Origin of the sequence: Bifidobacterium primatium (genome assembly GCF_002802875.1) — a bacterium.
In the GTDB taxonomy this organism is placed as follows: Bacteria; Actinomycetota; Actinomycetes; order Actinomycetales; family Bifidobacteriaceae; genus Galliscardovia; species Galliscardovia primatium.
Genome location: NZ_PEBI01000001.1, coordinates 468,948 through 490,810, shown reverse-complemented (window position 1 = coordinate 490,810; position 21,863 = coordinate 468,948). Strand labels below are relative to the sequence as shown.

Annotated in this window: 17 protein-coding genes; 10 read left to right on the top strand and 7 right to left on the bottom strand. The window is 62.2% G+C overall.

Annotation, left to right across the window (positions count from 1 at the left end; all coding sequences use genetic code 11):
* Positions 1-41: 41 nt before the first annotated feature.
* A complete protein-coding gene (locus CS006_RS01915) occupies positions 42-1,082 on the top strand; it encodes a 3-isopropylmalate dehydrogenase (protein ID WP_100510080.1) in 1,041 nt (346 codons plus the stop codon).
* A 154-nt stretch (positions 1,083-1,236) separates the two neighbouring features.
* On the opposite strand, the gene CS006_RS01910 is transcribed toward CS006_RS01915, so the two are convergent.
* A complete protein-coding gene (locus CS006_RS01910) occupies positions 1,237-2,274 on the bottom strand; it encodes a LacI family DNA-binding transcriptional regulator (RefSeq protein ID WP_100510079.1) in 1,038 nt (345 codons plus the stop codon).
* A gap of 285 nt (positions 2,275-2,559) precedes the next feature.
* On the opposite strand from CS006_RS01910, the gene CS006_RS01905 reads away from it, so the two are divergent.
* The gene (locus CS006_RS01905; RefSeq protein WP_100510078.1) at positions 2,560-4,035 is read left to right on the top strand and encodes a glycoside-pentoside-hexuronide (GPH):cation symporter; all 1,476 of its coding nucleotides are present in this window, start codon (positions 2,560-2,562) and stop codon (positions 4,033-4,035) included.
* 3 nt (positions 4,036-4,038) lie between these two features.
* A complete protein-coding gene (locus tag CS006_RS01900) occupies positions 4,039-5,631 on the top strand; it encodes a glycoside hydrolase family 43 protein (protein WP_100510077.1) in 1,593 nt (530 codons plus the stop codon).
* 246 nt (positions 5,632-5,877) lie between these two features.
* On the opposite strand, the gene CS006_RS01895 is transcribed toward CS006_RS01900, so the two are convergent.
* Complete coding sequence (locus tag CS006_RS01895; RefSeq protein WP_100510076.1) at positions 5,878-6,063, bottom strand: hypothetical protein; 186 nt, start codon at positions 6,061-6,063, stop codon at positions 5,878-5,880.
* On the opposite strand from CS006_RS01895, the gene CS006_RS11030 reads away from it, so the two are divergent.
* The 3 genes from CS006_RS11030 (at position 6,049) to CS006_RS01880 (ending at position 9,436) form a co-directional block, all read left to right on the top strand.
* Positions 6,049-6,552 (top strand): TM2 domain-containing protein, encoded by a 504-nt coding sequence (locus CS006_RS11030; RefSeq protein ID WP_100510075.1) that lies wholly within the window; start codon positions 6,049-6,051, stop codon positions 6,550-6,552. The two genes, CS006_RS01895 and CS006_RS11030, sit on opposite strands and share 15 nt — an antisense overlap.
* A 144-nt stretch (positions 6,553-6,696) precedes the next feature.
* Positions 6,697-8,115 (top strand): lipoate--protein ligase family protein, encoded by a 1,419-nt coding sequence (locus tag CS006_RS01885; protein ID WP_243386597.1) that lies wholly within the window; start codon positions 6,697-6,699, stop codon positions 8,113-8,115.
* Between the two features lie 169 nt (positions 8,116-8,284).
* A complete protein-coding gene (locus CS006_RS01880) occupies positions 8,285-9,436 on the top strand; it encodes a quinone-dependent dihydroorotate dehydrogenase (protein ID WP_100510074.1) in 1,152 nt (383 codons plus the stop codon).
* Positions 9,437-9,509: 73 nt separating this feature from the next.
* Here the strand turns inward: CS006_RS01880 and CS006_RS01875 are convergent, their stop codons facing one another.
* From CS006_RS01875 to CS006_RS01865, 3 genes are all read right to left on the bottom strand, one after another.
* Positions 9,510-10,661, bottom strand: coding sequence for an NADH:flavin oxidoreductase/NADH oxidase (locus CS006_RS01875; RefSeq protein ID WP_243386595.1), 1,152 nt, complete (start codon positions 10,659-10,661; stop codon positions 9,510-9,512).
* Between the two features lie 156 nt (positions 10,662-10,817).
* Positions 10,818-13,049, bottom strand: coding sequence for a transglycosylase domain-containing protein (locus CS006_RS01870; protein ID WP_100510457.1), 2,232 nt, complete (start codon positions 13,047-13,049; stop codon positions 10,818-10,820).
* 303 nt (positions 13,050-13,352) lie between these two features.
* Positions 13,353-14,069, bottom strand: coding sequence for a Crp/Fnr family transcriptional regulator (locus CS006_RS01865; RefSeq protein WP_100510072.1), 717 nt, complete (start codon positions 14,067-14,069; stop codon positions 13,353-13,355).
* A 435-nt stretch (positions 14,070-14,504) separates the two neighbouring features.
* On the opposite strand from CS006_RS01865, the gene CS006_RS01860 reads away from it, so the two are divergent.
* From CS006_RS01860 to galK, 4 genes are all read left to right on the top strand, one after another.
* Positions 14,505-15,254 (top strand): polyprenol monophosphomannose synthase, encoded by a 750-nt coding sequence (locus CS006_RS01860; protein ID WP_100510456.1) that lies wholly within the window; start codon positions 14,505-14,507, stop codon positions 15,252-15,254.
* A 37-nt stretch (positions 15,255-15,291) separates the two neighbouring features.
* The gene (locus CS006_RS01855; protein WP_100510071.1) at positions 15,292-16,095 is read left to right on the top strand and encodes a DeoR/GlpR family DNA-binding transcription regulator; all 804 of its coding nucleotides are present in this window, start codon (positions 15,292-15,294) and stop codon (positions 16,093-16,095) included.
* Positions 16,096-16,097: 2 nt separating this feature from the next.
* On the top strand, positions 16,098-17,345 hold the full coding sequence (galT, locus tag CS006_RS01850; RefSeq protein ID WP_100510070.1) for a galactose-1-phosphate uridylyltransferase: 1,248 nt from the start codon (positions 16,098-16,100) through the stop codon (positions 17,343-17,345).
* A gap of 409 nt (positions 17,346-17,754) precedes the next feature.
* On the top strand, positions 17,755-19,002 hold the full coding sequence (galK, locus tag CS006_RS01845; RefSeq protein WP_100510069.1) for a galactokinase: 1,248 nt from the start codon (positions 17,755-17,757) through the stop codon (positions 19,000-19,002).
* Between the two features lie 163 nt (positions 19,003-19,165).
* Here galK and CS006_RS01840 read toward each other — a convergent pair whose 3' ends face one another.
* On the bottom strand, positions 19,166-19,525 hold the full coding sequence (locus CS006_RS01840; RefSeq protein ID WP_100510068.1) for an endonuclease domain-containing protein: 360 nt from the start codon (positions 19,523-19,525) through the stop codon (positions 19,166-19,168).
* 112 nt (positions 19,526-19,637) lie between these two features.
* Positions 19,638-21,599, bottom strand: coding sequence for a DEAD/DEAH box helicase (locus CS006_RS01835; RefSeq protein ID WP_100510067.1), 1,962 nt, complete (start codon positions 21,597-21,599; stop codon positions 19,638-19,640).
* Between the last annotated feature and the right edge of the window lie 264 nt (positions 21,600-21,863).

The following is a 21,863-nucleotide window of genomic DNA, read 5'->3' as shown; positions in this document are numbered from 1 at the left end:
GGCGGGATTGTTTTCGGACGGCGACACCTACCCTGTTGGGTATGGCAAATGACATCAAGACATTGAACATCGCGGTCATCCCCGGCGATGGCATCGGCAAGGAAGTCACGCCCGTCGCCCAGGCCGTGCTGGAGAAGGCCTCCGAAGGCGTCGTGAACTTCAACTACACCAACTTCGAGCTCGGTGCCGAGCGCTACCTGCGCGACGGCGCCATCCTGCCCGACGAGGAGCTCGAGGAGATCAAGAAGCAGGACGCCATCCTGCTCGGCGCCGTCGGCGACCCGCGCATCAAGGCCGGCATCCTGGAGCGCGGCCTGCTGCTCAAGCTGCGTTTCGCGCTCGACCAGTACGTGAACCTCCGCCCGACCAAGCTGTACAAGGGCGTCACCTCGCCGCTCGCCAACCCCGGCGACATCGACTTCGTGGTCGTGCGTGAGGGCACCGAGGGCCTCTACTGCGGTGCCGGCGGCGCCGTCCGCGTCGGCACGCCGAACGAGGTGGCCACCGAGGTCTCCATCAACACCGCCTACGGTGTGGAGCGCGTGGTGCGCTACGCCTTCGAACTGGCCATGAAGCGCAAGAAGCACGTCACCCTCGTGCACAAGAAGAACGTGCTCGTCAACGCCGGCGACATGTGGCAGCGCATCGTCGACAAGGTCGGCGAGGAGTACCCGGAGGTCACGCACGACTACCTGCACATCGATGCGACCACCATCTTCCTCGTCTCCAACCCGAGCCGCTTCGACGTGATCCTCACCGACAACCTCTTCGGCGACATCATCACCGACGAGGCCGGTGCCGTGGTCGGCGGCGTGGGCTACTCCGCCTCCGGCTGCATCAACGCCAGCAACGAATACCCGTCGATGTTCGAGCCGATCCACGGATCCGCCCCCGACATCGCCGGCAAGGGCATCGCCAACCCGACGGCGGCCGTGCTCTCCACCGCCATGCTGCTGCGTCACTTCGGCTACGACGAGATCGCCGAGCGTATCGACGCCGCCGTCGAGGCCGACATCGAGGAGCTCGGCTCCACGCAGCGCAGCACCGAGCAGGTCGGCAAGGACATCCTCGCCCGTCTGTAGTCGCCGCGATCCGAGACTGACCGCCGCCTACCCGGCCATCTGAGCCTCATCGGGCGCCCAGTCTCCCCAACAGGGCCGGAATCGTCACCGCACGGTTCCGGCCCTTGGCATATTCATGGCGTTTTGGCGATGGGCGGGGGGGTAACCGAAAAAACTAGTCCCGAGGTTTCGACGTACTGTCTCGGATCACCAATGAAGTGGGAAAAATCATCGTTTCCTGAACTTGATGACCTTCTCGGCGATCGAGAATCATCCGTACCGCGCTTGCGGCCATGTCCTCAAGAGGCTGTCGGACGGTGGTGAGTGCCGGTCCCATATACGAGGCGGTCTGGATGTCGTCGAAACCAACCACGGAAAGATCCTCTGGGATGCGCAGGCCACACAGTCGCGCAGCGTCGTATACGCCCATGGCCTGCAGATCGTTGCCTGCGACGATGGCGGTTGGTTGGTTCGACGATCTGTCTGCAAGCAGCGACAATGCCTGCTCCCTGCCGGAATCCACCTGATATATGCCTTTTCGGATCAGCGAATCGTCAACAGGAATGCCTGCTTCGGTCAGTGCAGCACGGTAGCCATCAAATCGGGATGCCGAACACATCGCGGTATCGGGACCGGTGATGATGCCGATTCGTCGATGCCCCAGTTCGATGAGGTGACGGGTGGCGAACAGGCTGCCCGACCAATTATCCGCGCGGATCGACAATGTGTCGTTGGAAGGGTTTCCCCAAGGATCAAGGAACACGCAGGGTATGCCGCGCGAAGCCAGCCGTTTGGACACTGAAGGCGAAGGGACGGCGAACAGAATGATGACGCCCATTGGTCGACGTTCCAGCACCTCGCTCATCCATGAATCCGCTAGTTCGTCCTCGTCCTTCACCTTGGTGATTACGATGCTGATGCCATGCTGGCGTGACGCTTCCTCGGCTCCGCGAAGCAGGTCGAGTAGCCAAATATTGTCCAGATGACGCACCACGAGTTCGATGAGTTTTGTCGGAGGCTGGGAAGCATTGGATTTGAGGTATCCGCTCCGTTCCAGCAACATCTCGATGGTAGAACGTGTCTCTTCGGAGACTCCGGGGCGGCCGTTGAGTACCTTTGATACCGTTGCCGTGGAAACATTTACCTGTCGAGCGATATCGGAAAGCGTAATCTTGCGCTTTGCCGGTTCGCCGTGTTCGGATTCCTTTGCCATGATTTCCCTGCCGCAGTGTCGATTTCTCTGTCGTATTTGGTATCGCAGCCGTTTCGACGGCCGATGACGACACCCCTATATCCTAGCGTTTGCTAAAAACCACACAAGTTGTGAGAAACGATCGTCTTCCTCCGTGCGACACGTTAAGTGTTTTGAATTGACAAACGATCGGTGGATGGTAATCTTACGTTTAGAAACAACGAAAAGTTTCTTAAAAATATCGGTTAAAAACGAAAAGATACTTAAACATCGAAGTTTATCGTTACTTATCGGAAAGAGGCAGTCATGCAATCAACGGCACAGACATCGTCCGGCTCACATATCAGGCCCATAGGCAGCATCGGAGTCGGGGAGAAGATCGGCTTCGGTCTGGGCGATTTTGCTTGCAATCTTATCTATGCCAGCCTGTCCACCTATCTGTTGTTCTTCTACACAAACGTGTTTGGCCTTTCCGCGGCGGCGGCCTCGCTGCTGTTTTTCGTCGTTCGTATCGTGGATGCCGTCACGGATCCGTTCCTCGGATTCATGATCGACAAGGTCGACACGCGTTGGGGCAAGTACCGTCCGTTCCTGCTGTTCGGCGCGATCCCGTTCGCAGTGCTCGCCGTGCTGTGCTTTACCGTGCCGAGCTTCGGGGGCGTCGGCAAGCTGATCTATGCCTATGTGACCTACATTCTGCTGTCCATCTGCTATACCAGCGTCAATGTGCCATATGGCAGTCTCACTGCCGCCATGACCAACGATCAGCAAGAATCCGTGAGTCTGACCACTTTCCGTACCTTCCTTGCCAATATCGGACAGGTCGTCGTAGCGTTCTTCGTACCATTCCTCTCCGATTGGCTTACCGAGAGCTTTGGTGCCGCTACCGGCTGGCAGCTCACGATGATTGTAATGGGTACGCTCGGAGGTCTGCTGCTGTGGGGCTGCTTCGCCACCACGCATGAACGTGTGAAGGTTCCTGCCTCGCACACCCGCATTCAGGTAAAGGATGTGTTCGAGCAGCTGGCCAACAACCGTCCGCTTGTCGTGCTGTGCGTGTTCTTCTTCGTCATCTACGGAGTCAAGTCCATCGTCAGCTCCACTGGCATCTACTACGTTACCTACTATGTTGGCCGCCCCGATCTGGTCAAGTGGTATTCGCTGGCCGGTACGCTGCCAGCCCTGCTGTTCATTCCTGCGATTCCATGGCTGGCGCATCGTCTGAGCAAATTCCAGCTCATCATTCTTTCCATTTCAGCCGATATCATCGGTATGGCGGGCCTGTTTCTCGCCCGTCCGAACTGGATCGTATGGATCTTTGTGTTCCGTGGCATCGCTTCCATCGGTAACGGCATGATCTCTGCCTATATGTGGGCGCTGATTCCCGAGTGTGTGGAATACGGCGAATACAAGACCAACAAGCGCATGAGCGGCGTGATCTACGCCATCGTCGGATTCGTGTTCAAATGTGGCAACGCACTCGGTGGCATGATCCCCGGACTGATTCTCGGGGCAACGGGCTATGTGGCCAACGCCACACAGACCGATACGGCACTGCATGGCATCGTGATTGCCACCACCGTGGTGCCGATCATCATCTATTTCATCGCCATCTTCTCCATGAAGTTCTACAACCTCGACAAGGAGACCTACGCCCGCATCTCCGCCGAACTCAAGGAGCGCAACGCGGCTGAGATGGAGCGTGAGGCGCAGGCGGAGCGTGAGGCATCCCAGGCTGTTTTCGTAGCCGATGAATCCGTCGCCACCAAGGAAGAGAGGTGAGTCATGGTCTCCTCGATCATCCATAATCCGGTGCTCCCTGGATTCAATCCCGATCCGGTGATCTTCCGTGATGACGAGTGCTACCACATCATCGTCTCCACCTTTGAGTGGTTGCCCGGACTGCGTATCTATTCCTCCGACGACTTGGTCAGCTGGCGCTATGAAACCTCAGTGCTTTCCGAGCCCGGCATGGTCGAGCTACGTGGCAATCCCACCTGTTGCTCGATCTGGGGTCCATACGCCACCTATCGCAACGGCCGGTACTACGTGGTGTACACCAACGTGAACTCCACGAAAGTGCCCTACAAGGACTGCGACAACTACATTGTTACCGCGGAACGGCTCGAAGGACCGTGGAGCGATCCCGTGTATGTCAACAGTTCCGGATTCGATCCCTCACTGTTCTTCGATGACGACGGTAGTGCCTATTTCCTCAACGAAATTTGGGATTACCGTCTCGATACCCACAACAAGTCTGCCGGCGTGGTGATGCAGCGTATCGATCCCGAAACACTCGCGTTGATTGGCGAGCCGAAGGTGATCTTCCGTGGCACCGAAGCCCGTAAAACCGAAGCCCCCCAGATCGTCAAGCGCAACGGATACTACTATCTGCTTACCGCAGAGGGCGGTACCGAGGCAGGTCATCAGGAAACCGTGGCGCGCAGCAGGAATATCTGGGGACCGTATGAGGCGGATCCGGACACCCCACTGATTACGTCGGCTGACGACCGGTCCCTGCCTCTGCAGTGTGCCGGACACGCCTCTTTGGTGAGGACCGATGGTGACGAATGGTACATGGCGTATCTGTGCACTCGTCCGTTCCCGAACGGCGACGAGTTCTCCATTCTCGGCCGAGAAACTGCGATCCAGCGTGTGGAATGGACCGATAACGGTTGGCTACGATTGGCAGGCGGAGGACATCACCCGTCATTGACCGCGACGGGTCCGCGTCTAACGGTGACGGACCATGCTGCGGGAGTCGACTGTGATTATGTCACTGCCAACTTGGGATTCTCCGATCCGTTGACTGGCTCTCGGTTGGATCCTGAACGTTGGAACACGTTGAGGCAGTTTCCCGACTCGTCATGGCTTGACCTTACTTCCGAGGGAATGGTTATCCGAGGAGGTCAGTCGCCGCAATCCGCCTTTGATCAGCATCTGGTGGCCACACGTCAGACGGCTTTCGACTGTGACGCTTCAGTGACCATGCAGTACACGCCGCGGAACTACATGCAACTTGCCGGTATGACGCTGTATCTGGATACCGCCAACTACGTGTTGTTCATGATTACCGCGGGCGACGATGGCTGTCCATACGCAGTGCTGCAACGTTCGGTACGCGGTCAGTTCGAACAGATCGCCGCTGTGCCGGTTTCCGACAGTGGCAGCTACCGGTTCAATATCCGACTTTCCGGTCCTTCGGCGGAGTTCGTCGTGAACGACGGCCAGTCCAGCCAGACGCTGGCCGAGTCCGATATCGCCTTCCTTTCCGGAGGGTATACGGGCAACTTCATCGGACTGGATACGATCGATATGGGCAGGCGTAATGCCAGTGAAGCAGTGTTCACTGATTTTTCATATCAGGTGAGCGTCTGATCGCTATCCTCATACGATCGTCGATCATACGAGCGGAGATCCTCCTTCCTTCATCTCCGCTCGTCTTTTTTCTTCGGAATCCGTGGCTTCGCCGCGCATTCGCATGGTGACGACCATCGCGAAATCCAACAGGAATCGCGCAGTTGTTGAAGCGCTCGGGTAACGTGGAGGCATGACCAACAATGAGCCCCAGAAGTATAGTGAGACTCCGAATCGCGTCCTGGGGGAGGATGCGAACCGGTCCGATCAATCGTTGAACCATGATTCCATGCAGCCGCAGCCGGGACCGTAGCAGCCGTCGTTCCAGCAGCCGCAGCAGCCCACGTATTCGCAGTCGGCGCAGGACGCCTTCCTCGAGGCCGAGCAGGCCGCGGCCCAGTACACCGCGGCACCGAACCGCAGTTCGGGGCGGGTGCCGTGCCGAATCAGCATGGCCCGTCCGCCCAAGGACCGCAGCCGCCGTATGACAGTCCGTACGGCAGCGCCTACGGCCAGCCCGGTGCCGGTGCCGGTGACCATGATGCAGACAATCCCTACGCCCGGAATCCATACGGGCAGAACCCCTATGGGCAGAACGGGTACGCCCAGAACGGATGCCAGCAGTTCCCGCCATACGGCCAGTCCCAGTACGGACAGCCACAGTATGGACAGTCCCAGTATGGTCAACCCCAGTACGGCCAGCCGCAGTACGCCTACGGCTACGGCCTGAGCTCGAAATCGAAGATCGCGGCCGGTCTGCTCGGCATCTTCCTCGGTTGCTTCGGCGTCCACAACTTCTACCTCGGCAACACCGGCAAGGCGTTGGCCCAGCTGCTGCTGACGGTGGTCGGCTGGATCGTGGTGATCGGACCGGCCGTCGCCGGACTGTGGGGACTGGTCGAAGGCATCCTGATCATCGCCTCCGAGCCGGGTTCGCCGTGACATCGGGACGCCAACGGATACGAATTGCAGAACTGAGACAGGAAGGGACCGGTTCGGCTGGGCGTCTGAACGGTCAATTGATCGGCCGGTTATCGGACAATCGACATGACGGCCAAATCCGTAACGATCGAATAGGGGGATATCGTGATCGGCAGGGGATTATGCAAGACGCCGCGTGGCAAGCTCGTGGCGGTGACCGTGCGAATCGAAGGAGACGGGACCGGTCCGGACCGTATCATCGAGGCCCATCTCGACGGTGATTTCCTCATCGATACGGTGGATGATACGACCGATGCACACGGTGCATCGGAATCCGACCGGACATTGCTCACCGCCATCGAACGCATCATCGTCTCGGCCGGTACTGATGTTGATGGGACGATGTTGCTTGCCTCCGTCGAAGCCGTGATTGCCGCCCATCCGAACGCACGGTTGGTCGGTACCACGGCCGACGCCATCGTCACGGCCGCATTGCGTGCCATCGCCAATGCCTCCGCCGATATCGCCCCCGCTGGCGGGGGCTGTCGGCAACGCCGTCCGGGGGCGGCTGGTCACCCCAAGCCCGCCGATACCAAGCCCAGCGCCGGCGTCTCCGGCACCGACACATCCATCGACTCCGGTCCGGCCAACCCCAATCCGCACGGCGAACAACACAACGACCTCACCCAACGCTGGTCCACGCTTACGCCGTGCGTCGACGTCGTCATCGACGCCGAACCGTACAATCCGGCCATGCAGATGGCGCTCGACGAGGTCATCGCGCGGCGTGTGGCCGCAGGCCGGATGCCGCCGACGCTCAGATTCTGGCGGTGGGGGAGTCCGGCCGTCATCATCGGTGCCTACCAGTCCGTACGCAACGAAGTCGACGAACATGCGGCTGCGGCGGCAGGGTTCACGGTCGTGCGTCGCATGACCGGCGGCGGCGCGATGTTCGTCCGCCCCGACGACACCATCACCTACTCGCTGTACGTGCCGGCCGGGTTCACGGCGGGCTTGACCGCCGGAGAATCCTATCGGCTCTGCGACGACTGGGCGTTCAAGGCGCTCCACGCCATCGGCATCCCCGCCGTCCCGCAGCCTCTCAACGACATCGCCACATCGGACGGCGGTAAGATCGGCGGCGCCGCCCAACGCCGGTTCCCCGCACCTCGGCAGGTACCGGGACACGACGAACATTCGATGGAACATCCGGACCGGTCCGTTTCACTGCAGCGGCCGGTGGCCGGCGAGAAAGGTTCCGCTGTCACGTCCGGCCTTGGCTGCATCCTCCATCACGTCACCATGGCCTACGACATCGACGCCGAACTCATGACCCACGTGCTGCACATCTCCAAGGAAAAACTCGTCGATAAGGCCGTATCCTCGGCAAAGAAGCGCGTGACGCCGCTGCGCACGCTCACGGCATTGAGCCGCGAGGCCGTCGTCGAATCGATGCGAGACCACGCGCTCGCCGATATCCCCTCGTCCCGTCCGTCCGTCCTATCGGCCGACGTCATCGACGAGGCGCGGTCCCTGGCCGTCGGCAAATACGAAACCCGGGAATGGACATATCGCATCCCCTGACCGGAATATCCACGAAACTTGGCCGAACCGTTCATAAGGACGTCGATTATGGGGCCCTTATGAACGGTTCGGCCAAGTTAGGGATTTCGTGACCGGAACAACCAACTTTCGTGACCGGATCTCTCGGATTCCTTGGCGTCGGACGGCGGAAGCGTGTAAAAAGGGACGTATGAGTTACGTGTCGCAGTCGCCAGTACAGAACGCCATCAACAAGGCCAGCACCAATCTGTTCACCTTCGCCTACAGGAACGTGGCGAAGAAGATGTTCTTCGCCATGCCGCCGGACAAGGCGCACGACGCGATGATTTCCGGATGCGCCGCCGCCGGCCGGGTGAAGCCGCTGATGTGGATGCTGCGCGAGATGCTCGACTACACCGATCCCGCCCTGGAGACCGAGGTCATGGGCATCCGCTTCGACAATCCGTTCGGCCTTTCCGCCGGCCTCGACAAGAACTGCGACCTGCCGGCCGTGCTCGACGCCGCCGGATTCGGCTTCGAGACCGTCGGCTCGACGACCGCCCGTCCCTGCGCCGGCAACCCGCGTCCGTGGTTCCACCGCCTGCCCGACTACGGTTCGATGGTCGTGCACGCCGGCCTCGCCAACATCGGCTCCGACAAGGTCATCGCCCGCGCGGAGAAGGCCTATACGAACGCGAAGACCATGAAGATGTCGGTGTCGATCGCCCGCACGAACGACAACCTCGTCGGCGACCTCGACGAGGGCATCGCCGACTACCGCACGTCGTTCGAACGCGCCGTGGGCCGCACGAACATGATAGAGGTCAACGTCTCCTGCCCGAACACCATGGCCGGCGAGCCGTTCACCAGCGACCCGAACAACCTCGACCGTCTGTTCTCCGAACTCGACAAGGTGGACCGTCCGCAGCCGGTGCTCGTCAAGCTGCCGCTCAACAAGCCGTGGCCCGAATTCAAGGAGCTGCTCGACGTGCTGGCCGAACACAACGTGCAGGGGGTCTCCATCGCGAACCTGCAGAAGGACCGCACCGGCATGGACGACGTGCCCGCCGACTGGAAGGGCGGACTCTCCGGCCTGCCGTGCCGCAAGCGCAGCGACGCCCTGGTGGCGCAGACCTACCGCGAGTATGGCGACCGGTTCGCCATCGCCGGCATCGGCGGCGTGTTCACGCCTAGGCAGGCGTACATGAAGATTCGTGCCGGCGCCTCGCTGGTCATGTTCATCTCGTCGCTGATGTACTGCGGGCCGCAGAACATCACCACGTTGAAGCGCGGACTGGTCGAGCTGCTCCACGAGGACGGCTTCGACAACGTCGCCGAGGCCGTCGGCGTGGACGTGCGGTGATGATGTTTCGGTGAGCGGCGTGCCGGCGAGGTTCGGGAAGACCTTGCCGGCACGCCGCTGCGAAGCTGGCCCGTCAGAACGCGCCGGCGATGTACTGGTCCGGATACGGCGCGTTCTCGGCGGGGATGCCGAGTTTGTAGGCGGCGCGCAGCGGCCAGTACGGGTTCCGCAGCGCCGCGCGGCCGATCTCCACGGCATCGGCGTCGCGGCGGCGGATGATTTTATCGGCCTGCTTGGCCTTGGTGATGAGACCGACGGCCGTGGTGCGCACGTCCGCGCGCTTGCGGATCTGCTGCGCGAACGGCACCTGATATCCCGGCTCGACGGGAATCGTCACGCCGGCGATGATGCCGCCCGTCGAAACGTCGATCAGGTCGACCCCATGACCGCGCAGCACGCGCGCGGTTTCGATGGTCTGGTCGAGGTCCCAGCCGCCGGCCGCCCAATCCGTGGCGGAGATGCGCACCAGCAGCGGCATGGTGTCGGGGATGACGCTGCGAATCGCGTCGGTCACCTCGATGAGCAGGCGCATGCGGCCGTCGAGGTCGCCGCCGTATTCGTCGGTGCGTTCGTTGGTGAGCGGATCGAGGAACTCGCTGATCAGATAGCCGTGGGCGGCATGGATCTCGATGGCCTGGAATCCCGCGCGTACGGCGCGTTCGGCGGCGGCACGGAACTGGTCGACGATGCCGTGGATCTCATCGACGTTCAACTCGTGGGGCGTGGCGTAGTCACCGAACGGGATGGCGCTCGGCGCCACGGTCCGCCAGCCGCCGGCCTCGGCCGGAACGGTCTGGTCGCGGTAGCCGATGGAGAACGAGCCCGTGGAGCCCTTGCGTCCGGAATGGTTCAGCTGGATGGCCGGCACCGCTCCGGCCTGGCGGATGCCGTCGACGATCCAGCTCCATGCGGCGATCTGGTCGTCGTTCCACAGTCCGACGTCGTTGGGGGAGATGCGGCCTTCGGGGCTGACGGCCGTGGCTTCGGCGATGATCATGCCGAAGCCGCCCAGCGCACGCGAGACATAGTGCTGGTAGTGGAACGGCGTGGGCTTGCCGTCCCTTGCGAACACCGAATACGTGTCCATCGGCGGCAGCCATACGCGGTTGCGGATCTCCAGGCCGCGCAGCGTCAGCGGATCGAACAGATGCGGCTTGACGGCCTTCGCCGTCTTCGTCTTGGCCGCAACGGCCGTTGCGGTGGTAGTCGGTTCCTTCTTCGCCATGATGATGTTCCTCCCACATGTCGATACGGATGGTTCATGGCATTCGCGGCGGACGGACGCCATAACGCAGAACAGGCGTAGAGGTTATCCCCCTACGCCTGTTCTACCACATGACACCGGCCTGCCGGCCGTCGTCATGCCTTGGTCGTGCCCTGCTTACTGTCCTTCGTTGGTCGTGCCTTCGGTTCCGGTTCCGGTGCCCGTTCCGGTGGAGCCGGTGGTTCCCGACGTTCCGCCGGTCGTACCCGATGTGCCGGACGACGTGCCCGATTCGCTGCCGCTGGACGTACCGGAGCTCGCCGAGCCGCCGGTCTCGTCGGAAAGGCCGTAGCTGTTGTCGGCCGGAAGCTTCGCCGACGAGATGTAGCCCTCCATGAACTGCTTCCAGGTCGGCAGTGCGATGTCGGAACCGTACCAGGTGGAACGGTAGACGCCGTTGATGGTGCCGTACAGGTTCTGGCCCGAGTTCTCCGCGTTGGTGATGATGGCGAAGGCCGCCACCTGCGGGATGAAGCCGGACGTGGCCAGTGCGTTCTGCTCGCTCGTACCGGTCTTGGCGTAGGTGCGGCGTCCGTCGCTCAGCTGCGCGTCCTTGGCGATGCCCTGCGTGACGTTGAGGTTCATCGCGTAGGCGGTGCTGTGCGCAATCTCCTTGGAGATGGCCTGATGGCAGTTGGCGCTCGGCACCTCGTAGTTCTTTCCGGAGGCGCTGGTCATCTTGGTGATGGCGATCGGCGTGCACTCCACGCCGTTGCCGGCGATGGTGGCGTAGATGTTCGCCATGGTCAGCGGCGAGGCCGGCATGGTGCCGATCACCATGGACGGCGACAGCTTGCCGATGGCCTGGCCGTCGGGGCGATGGTAGCCAAGCGTCTTGGCCATGTCGGCGATGGCGTTCAGACCGATGATTTGGGCCATGGACGCCTGGGTGGTGTTATGCGACTGGTTGAGCGCCTGCAGCGGGGTCTCCGGGCTCACCGTGCCGCCGCCGGAGTTCTGCAGCTCCCAGACCTCGGAGGCGCGGCCCGCGCCGGGGAACGACGACACCGGGTAGCTGGTGTACGTGGCCAGCGATTCGTTCATGGAATGCCCGGCCTTGAGCCATGCCGCGAAGTTGATGGGCTTCCACGTGGAGCCGACCTGGAAGCCGCTGCCGCCGCCGTCCGCGCGGTCCACGGCGTAGTTCACCGAGGTCTTCGTGGTGTTCGGGGCGCCGGCGACGTCGTAGATGCGGTTCTGCGCCAGGGCCAGCACCTCGCCGGTGCCGGGTTTCACGGCGGCGATGATGTTCTCGTAGCCGCTCGGGTCGTTGACGGGAAGGTTGTCGGTGACGGCCTTCCACGCCGAGTTCTGGGCGTTCACGTCAAGGGTGGTGTAGATGTTGAGGCCGCCCTGCTTGATGAGCTTCTTGCGGTCGTCCAGCGTCTTGCCGAACTTCGGGGAGTTCTCGATCTGATGCAGCGCGTAGTCGCAGAAGTACGCGGCGTTGCCGGCCGACTGGCAGCCCACGGCCACGGTCTTGCGGTGCAGCGTCTTCTCGATCGGAATCTTCTTCGCCTCGTCGGTCTTCGACTTGTCGACGAAGCCCCATTCGCTCATGAGATCCAGCGTGATGTTGCGCTGCTTCTCGGCCTCGTCCGGGTTGACGGTCGGGTCGTAGCTCGTCGGGTTCTTGGTGATGGCGGCGATCGTCGCGGCCTCGACGAGGTTGAGGTCCTTGGCGCTCTTGGAGAAGTAGCGCTGCGCGGCGGTCTCCACGCCGTACGTGTTCTTGCCGAACTGGGCGATGTTGAGGTAGCCCTGCAGGATCTCGGCCTTGCTGTAGTTCTTCTCCAGCTCCACGGCGATGAGCATCTCGCGCAGCTTGCGGGCGATGGTCTCCTCCTGCGCGTGGTAGGCGGCGATCGGGTCGTCCTTCTCCAGCGACTGGTCGATGAGGATGTTTTTCACGTACTGCTGGGTGAGGGTCGAACCGCCCTGGGTGTCGCCCTTCTTGATGTACGTCTGCACGAAGGCTCGTGCGATGCCCTGCGGATCGATGCCGGTATGCTCGAAGAATCGGTGGTCCTCACGGGCGACGACCGCCTTCTGCATGTAGTCGGAGATGTTCTTCAGCGGAACGATGATGCGGTTCTGCTCGTAGAACGTGGCGATGACGGTCTTGCCGTCACGGGCGTACATACGCGACTGCTGCGGCAGGTCGGCCAGCTCGAAGTCGATGTCTTCGGCCTTCAGCTGTGCGGTGAGGCTCTGGGCCACGGTGTTGGCGCCGAACACTGCGGGAAGCAGGAATCCCGACGCTACCACGCCACCGGTGACGCAGAACAGAATATAGGCAAGGATCAGCGTGAATACACGACGTGCTGTCTTTGGTTTCTTTTCGGGCATGCTGCCCATTGTAAAATGCCGACTCTACCTTTTACCGCTGGCCGTGCAATCTCCACAGCACTGCCATTCCATGGGAATTCTCTGGGAATCCCATGGAAACGTGGCATCGAGACGGGCGTCGCCGCAGCATGGCATCTATTGATGCGCCCTGCGAATCAGCTTGCCTGGCCGGGCCGTGAAGAGAAAGTCCGGTGGACTTTCGAGTAGGCTCGGGCGGAGCCGCGATATATCGAGCGGTGAAGCCAATGAATCGTGGCGTAAGCCTCCTATGCCGACGGTCGCGGGTTCCACCTGGCGCATCATTTATTGATGCGCCCTGCGAATCAGCTTTCCGGGCTGGTAGATGATGATGGTGCGGCCCTTGCGGGAGATCCATCCGCGCTGGGTGAATTCCATCAGCGCCTTGTTCACGGTCTCGCGCGAGGCGCCGACCAGCTGGGCCATCTCCTCCTGGGTCAGGTCGTGCGGCACTACGAGGCCGTCCTCGCTCGGTTCGCCGAACCGCTGCGCCAGGTCGATGAGCGTCTTGGCGAGACGTCCGGGGACGTCGGCGAACACGAGGTCGGTGATGCGTTCGTTGTTGAGTCGGGCGCGGTTGCCCATCACCTGCAGCATGTCGATGGCCACGCGCGGATGCTCGTCCAGCCATGCGAAGATGGCGCTGCGCTCCAGCGAGGAGACGACGGTGCCGTTGGTCATCACGATGGCGGATGCGGTGCGCGGGCCTCCGGTCGGATCGAACACAGGAATCTCGCCGAGCACTTCGCCGCGGCCGTGGATGCTCAGCAGGTGGATGCGATGGTCGCTGGATTCGCGAATCAGCTTGACCCGTCCGGTCTCCAACAGATACAGACGGTGGTCGGTATCGCCCTCGCGGAAGATCGTGTCGCCCTTCACGCAATACCGGCGCTGAAGATGGGGTAGCAGCAAGTCGGCTTCCTCAGGACGCACCTGCTTGAAGAGAGCGGTGTGCAGAAGAGCGTCGCGTTGATCCTCCAACTCATTGGCTTCGTGGATCACTAGGGTCCTCACCTCCGTGCTTCGTTGTCCCTGGACAGAAATCGACACCTAGAGTGTCTAGTTTAGCGCGGGGTTCATGATACGCGTGCGAAAATGTGAAGCGTCACAATGCCGGACGTCGTAAGCCGTCGTCGGCGTTGTGCCGTGAATCCGGTTGTTTCGTAGGGAAACGGCGGATGCCGGGCGACGGGCGTGTGCCGCGAAAAAATTTGGAAACCGATACACTGTCGTGTCGTCGGCGAATGTGTGAAGCTTGAATGCCGGACGGTCTCGAAGAATGATGAAAGGACGTGCACGGTGGCGGAGGCGAACAGGACGGTGGATATGGGTACGCCGGCGAATGCGGTGAAGGCGAACGTGACGACGAAGATGAACGTGACGACGAAGATGAACGTGACGACGAATGACGCGAAGGCTGCGGCGACGAAAACGAGCATGACGGCCGACGCCGCGACATGGCCGGCGTCGCCGTCCGTTCTGGTGGTGATGCCGACCTATAACGAGCGCGAGAATCTCGAGACGACCGTCGGCGGGGTGTTCAGGCACTGCCCGCAGGTGCATGTGCTGGTCGTCGACGACAATTCGCCCGACGGCACGGGACGGCTGGCCGACGCGATGGCTGAGTCCGACGGCCGCGTCCATGTGCTGCATCGCAGGGAGAAGAACGGCCTCGGGCCGGCGTATCTGGCCGGTTTCACCTGGGCGCTCGACCATGGCTACGACGTGATCTGCGAAATGGACATGGACGGCTCGCACCGTCCGCAGGACCTGGCGCGGCTCGTTGCGCTTTCGTGCCGCGAGCCGGACGTCGACCTGGTGATCGGCTCGCGTCGCGTGCCCGGCGGAAGGATGGAGAACTGGCCGTGGTACCGCGATCTCATCTCCCGCGGCGGCTCATGGTATGCACGCACGATGCTGGGCATCCGCGTGTTCGATATGACCGCCGGATTCCGCGCCTATCACGCGTCGATGCTGCGGCGCATCGACTTCGCCGATGTCGAATCGGGCGGATACGTGTTCCAGATCGATATGACGCGGCATGTCGTCGCGGCCGGCGGCACGATTCGCGAGCTGCCCATCACGTTCGTGCAGCGGGCGCGGGGGGTGTCGAAGATGAGTTCGGCGATCGTGGTGGAGGCCATGGTGCGCGTGACGCAATGGGGAATACGCCGTATGTTCATTTGATTTTACTTTTTGAGTAGTTGTGTGCGATAATGTTACTATGATTTCCTCACAACGACAGCATGTGATATTGAGTAGGCTCCGCACCCGCGGGGCCGTACGCATTACCGCACTGAGCAAGGAACTCGGCGTCTCATCAATGACGATCCGTCGAGATATTGCGGAGCTGGCGGATAAAGGTCTGCTCAAGCGTGTTCACGGCGGTGCGGTGACGACCAGCACGCTGCTTGCGGAACCGCTGTTCTCCGTGAAATCGCAAATGGACATCGGCCTCAAGGACGCCATCGCGCGCAGTGCCATCGACTACGTCTCCCCGGGCGACGTGATCGCCATCGGCGGAGGCACGACCGCCTACGTGTTCGCCCAGCATCTGCTGGAAAGCGAGAACTCGTCGGGCATCACCATCCTCACCAACTCCATCCCCGTGGCCGAACTCGTGCAGGCCATGGAGAACAAGGACGCCGAGGTCATCGTCACCGGCGGCGTGCTCACCCGGTCGAACTCGCTGGTCGGCCCCATCGCCGACAAGGTGATTTCGTCGCTGCGCGTCAACACGCTGTTCCTCGGCACCCACTCCGTCTCGATGCCAAGGGGCTTCCTGACGCCCAACTCGCTGGAGTCGGCCACCGACGCGGCGCTCATCAACATCGCCGACCGCAAGATCGTGCTGGCCGACCACACCAAGTGGGACAACACCTCGCTCTCCATGTTCGCGAGTTTCGATTCCATCGACGTGCTCATCACCGATGACGGGCTGAGCCGCGAATACGCCGAGCAGGCGAAGGATCTGGTGAAACAACTCGTCCTGGCCTCCCAGGGCGACACCGACAAGGAAAGAGAATAGCAATGGCTGAATTCACCCAGTATGTGCCCGGGGACTATGCAAAGGAGCATATCCGCATCACGCCGACCAAGCTTGCCGACGGACGTGACTTCTTCTACCTCGACGACGATCCGGAATACGTCTCCGGCGCCAGGACCCGCGAGCTCAACGACCCGCGTCCGCTGGCCTACCGCTTCAGCAATCAGCTGAACGCCGCCGGCGAGGAGGTGCCGTACGCCGCCCCCGAGATGCGTCGCGACCCGCTGACCGGCGACTGGATCCCCATGGCCACCGCGCGCATGAACCGGCCGATCACCGCCGGCCCCGGCGCCACCGCCAAGGGCAACCCGCTGGCCGCGCGCAAACCCGGCGACCCGTACCAGGACGGCGAGGTTCCCGACACCGACTACAACGTCGTCGTGTTCGAGAACCGCTTCCCCTCCATGGTGCGCGTGCCCGGCCGCTCCGAGGACGTGACCTACGTGGACGGCAACCCGCTGTGGGAGAAGAAGATGGCCGCCGGCCGCTGCGAGGTCATCTGCTTCGACCCGAACGAGCACGGCCTGCCCGCCGACCTGCCGGTCTCGCGACTGCGCACGGTCGTCGAGGCGTGGGCGTTCCGCACCGCCGAGATCTCCGCCATGGACGGCATCGAGCAGATCTTCCCGTTCGAGAACCACGGCGCCGAGATCGGCGTCTCGCTGGCCCACCCGCACGGCCAGGTGTACTGCTACCCGTTCATCGCGCCGAAGATGGAGCAGGAGCTCAAGCACACCGAAGCGTACTTCGAGAAGACCGGCGGCAACCTGCTCAAGGACCTCATGAACGCCGAACTGGACGCCGAGGAGCGCGTGGTCATGCGCAACCACAGCTGGGTGGCCTACGTTCCGGCCGCCGCCCGCTGGCCGTTGGAGGTGCATGTGGCGCCGGTACGCGACGTGCTCACGCTCGACGAGCTCAACGACCAGGAGCGCTGGGACCTCGCCCAGATGTACTCCACGCTGCTCAAGCGCGGCAACGCGTTCTTCGACAAGGGCGACGGCAAGGGCATGGACCTGCCGTACATCGCCGCGTGGCATCAGGCCCCGGTGCACGACCCGCGCCGTGCGCACTACCGTCTGAACCTGCAGTTCTTCTCGTTCCGCCGCGCCGCGAACAAGATCAAGTACCTCGCCGGCTCCGAATCGGGCATGGCCGCATGGATCTCCGACACCACGCCGGAGCTTATCGCCAAGCGGTTCCATGAGCTCGGCGACATCGACATCGCCTGAGTGCCATTCCGCGGGTGCCGGCTGGCACTTGAGTGATGTGGGCGTTCGGCGGATGAGGTCAAACTCCCCTCAGTCAGGCTGCGCCTGACAGCTCCCCTCGACCTTCGAGGGGAGCCGATCGCGTAGCGGACTGAAGGGATGGCTCCTCGACTCTTTTTTCTTGGCTCCCCTCATGATTGAGGGGAGCTGTCCGGCGTGACCGGACTGAGGGGAGTTGATTCGACGCTTCGCCGGCCCTTGGCGAATCACGCGCCGCAGATTGCGGTTTTACTGCGAGTGTGACTATACTGTTCATTAAGCGAACAAAACTTAACATACCTAAACAAAATCTGTTCGAGAACGGTATGGTGCATTGCCGGCGAACACCATATGCTCGGGTATGGCGGCCATGCTGCAAGGAAGGAGAATCATGGCTCAGGTAGAATTCATCGCTCCGATCGAGGCGGACGAGGGTGTTGCGCGCGTTACGGAACTGTTCGAGAAAACATACGGCGAAAAGCCCGAAGGCGTGTGGAGCGCCCCCGGCCGTGTGAACCTCATCGGCGAGCATACGGACTACAACGCCGGTCTGTGCCTGCCCATCGCTCTGCCGCACCGCACCTATATCGCGCTGAAGCCGCGCACCGACACGACCGCGCGCGTCGTCTCCGAAATCAACCCCGACGAGGTGACGACCGCCGACCTCGAAGGTCTCAAGGCCCGCGGCGTCGACGGCTGGGGTGCCTACCCGATCGGCGTGGCCTGGGCGCTGCGCGAGAAGGGCTTTAACGTGCGCGGCTTCGACGCCGCGTTCGTCTCCTGCGTGCCGCTCGGAAGCGGTCTGAGCTCGTCGGCCGCCATGACCTGCTCCACCGCCCTGGCGCTGGACGACGTGTACGGTCTCGGCTATGGCCAGTCCGATGCCGGCCGCGTGACGCTCATCAACGCCGCAATCAGGTCGGAGAACGAGATGGCCGGCGCCTCCACCGGCGGTCTCGACCAGAACGCGTCCATGCGCTGCGAGGAGAACAAGGCTCTGCTGCTCGACTGCCGTCCCGAGCTCACGCCGCTGGAGAACGTCTCGCAGCAGGCGTTCGACCTGAAGGCCAACAAGCTCGAGCTGCTGGCGCTCGACACGCAGGCGCCGCATCAGCTCAACGATGGCCAGTATGCCGAGCGCCGCGCCACCTGCGAGAAGGCCGCCGAGATTCTGAAGGTGCCGAATCTGCGCTACTGCGCCGACGGCATCATGAAGGCCGGCGACCCGTTCCAGGCGCTCAAGGAGACGCTGGACGCACTGCCGGACGAAGTGATGAAGAAGCGCGTGCGCCACGTCGTCACCGAGATCGAGCGTGTGCGCAGCTTCGTGCACGCGTTCGCCAACAACGACATCGAGGAGGCCGGACGCCTGTTCAACGCCTCGCATGATTCGCTGGCCGTCGACTACGAGGTCACCGTGCCCGAGCTCGATGTGGCCGTGGATGTGGCCCGCCGCAACGGCGCCTACGGCGCCCGCATGACCGGCGGCGGCTTCGGAGGCTCCATCATCGCGTTGGTCGATGAAGGAAAGAGCGAGGAGATCGCCCAGAAGATCGCCGACGAATTCGCCCGCCGCGGCTTCCACGCCCCGAGGGCACTCTCGGCCGTGGCAAGCTCCTCCGCATCGCGCAACGCCTGATTTGCGCTGAGTGGCGGGTCAACTCCCCTCAGTCCGCTTCGCGGACAGCTCCCCTCAATCATGAGGGGAGCGGTGTCTGAGACGGGTCATCTCGTTGGCTCCCCTCAAGATTGAGGGGAGCTGTCAGGCATAGCCTGACTGAGGGGAGTTGATTCCGGAGCAGCTAGTGTTTCCTTCGTTGTTCGAGTTCTCGGTCAATCACTGCGCATACATCTTCAAAATTCCTGTCGATGTCTATATTGGTGAAGCGCAGAACCGTAAAATCCTTGGCGTTCAGAAACGCCGTTCGTTCTTGGTCATACGTCTGTTGTTCTGCCGTGTAATGTCCGCCCCCATCAAGTTCGATTATCAGCTTGGCGTCGTTGCAGCTGAAGTCAACGATATAAGGTCCGATTGGTTTTTGTCTCCGAAAATGTTCGGGACGGTTACGTAAATATCCATGCCAAAGTTTGCGTTCCCATGGTGTCATGGCCTTACGAAGATTTCTGGCTTTTGCGACATTGCGTTTGTCATAGGCAGGCATGAAAACGAGTGTAGGGCATTTGCCGCATCGATGCTGTGTGGCGGGTCAACTCCCCTCAGTCCGCTTCGCGGACAGCTCCCCTCAATCATGAGGGGAGCCGATGACGATGCCGTCAGCGGTAGGAGTGCTGGCGGCGCTTGCCGGCGAAGGAGCCTCGACGGTTGCCACGGTCGTTGCGCTCGAAGCGGTCGCGACGGTTGCCGCGGTTGGAGCGGTCGTTCCTGCCGAAGTCCTTGTCGCCGAAGCGGTCCTGCCTGCCGGAGCGACCGGTCTTGTTGAAACGGTCGTTGCGGCGCTTGCCCTCGAAACGGCTGTCGCGTTCGAAACGGTCCGAACGCTCGAAACGGTCGTTGCGGTCGAAGTAGTCGCGCTTGGTGGAGCGATGATGCTTGCCGTAGCCATCCTTCTCGAAGCGGTTGTCGCGGCGCCTGCCTTCGAAACGGTTGTCCTCGTCGTAACGGCGCTTGCCCTCGAATCGGTCCTGCTTATCGAAATGATTCTTCTTCTCGAAGCGGTTGCGACGGAATTCGCCGTTTTCGAAACGCTCGAAATCACGTTCCGGACGGTTGCGTTCGGAACGTGACTTGCTGAAGCGGTCCTTCTTTTCGAACTTCTCGAACTTCCCGAATTTGTCAAACTTCTCGAACCTGTCGTGCTTGAAGTCCTTGCGGTCGGCACGGCGATCATCGCGTTCGAAGCGGTCGCGCTTGAAGTCCCTGCGTTCGCCACGACGTTCGCTCCGGAAATTACGTTCGCCACGGCGGCGCTCGCCGCGTCCGCCGCGGGAATCCTCGCGGCGGGGCTTGCGCGTCTTCGGCTGCAGCATCGGCAGCTCCCACCCTTCGACCAGCGGCGCCTTCTCGCCCATCAGCTCGAGCACTTCGGGGGAGTCGGCCGTCACGCGGATGAACTTGCAGTCGATGCCGGCGCGGCGCAGCATGCGGGCCGTGCCACGACGCTGATGCGAGGTCACCAGCGTCACCACGTCGCCGTTCCTGCCGGCGCGCGCGGTGCGGCCGGAACGATGCAGGAACGACTTCGGGTCGCGCGGCGGATCGATCTGCACGACCAGCTCCACGCCGCTGATGTCCATGCCACGGGCCGCCACGTCGGTGGCCACCATCACATGCACCTCGCCCGAACGGAACGCCTGCATGTTGCGTTCGCGCAGGCTCTGCGACAGGTCGCCCTGCAGCTCGGCGGTCGGAATGCCCGCCGCAATGAGCTTGGCCGTCAGCTCGGTGGCGAAGTTCTTCGTGCGGGTGAACATGATGCGCTTGCCCTTGCCCGAGGCCAGCGCCTCGACCACGCCCGGCTTGTCCTTCGCGGAGACCTGGAACACATGCTGCGTCATGGTCTCCACCTGCGCGGTGGCGGAATCGATCTCGTGGATCTTCGGCTCGTGCAGGAACCGCTTGACCAGCGAGTCGATGTCGTGGTCGAGCGTGGCCGAGAACAGCATGTGCTGGCAGTGTTCCGGCACCTGTTCGAGCAGTTTGGTCACCTCGGGCAGGAAGCCCATGTCGGCCATTTCGTCGGCCTCGTCGATCACCACGACCTCCACGTCGTCAAGACGGCAGCGGTGCTGGTTGATGAGGTCCTGCAGACGGCCAGGGCAGGCCACGACGATATCGGCACCGCGGCGCAGGTCGTTGACCTGACGGTTCTGACGCACGCCGCCGTAGATGGTGGTCGTGCGCATATGGCGGGCGTGCGCCAGCGGCATCAGCACCTCGTCGATCTGGTTGACGAGCTCGCGGGTCGGGGCCAGCACCAGCGCGCGCGGGCGCGTCGGCACGGCACGCTCCGAAATCCGCGCGACCAGCGGAATGGAGAACGCGAGCGTCTTGCCGGAGCCGGTCGCGCCGCGGCCGAGGATGTCGCGGCCGTTGAGCGAATCCGGCAGCGTATCGGCCTGGATCGGGAACGCATGGGTCTTGTCGTCATCCGCGAGCGCACGGACGATGGGCTTCGGCACGCCGAGCTCGAAGAACGTGGGCTGACGGGTCTCGCTGTTGTCGGTGGTCGCGGTTTCGTTGGTCATGCCTTCGGCGGGCATATTGATATCGGACACTATTGCCTTTCGGAACGTCAAGAAAGCGTTGTTGAATACACGGCGGGCATACTGCTCCCGCCTCTTTTATCGCGATTCAAAAGCATACGTACGATCGCGATACATGGTTCGGCCTCATGCGTGCGGAAACGCCGCATACTTCCTCGCATAGGGAAGCGGCCGACTGGATGTGCCCCGATGATGAATCATGCTTGTATGGTGAGCGACGCCGGGTGCTTTCTTCCGTATCCCGGCCAAGGAAACATTGTACGCCATGCCGCCTGA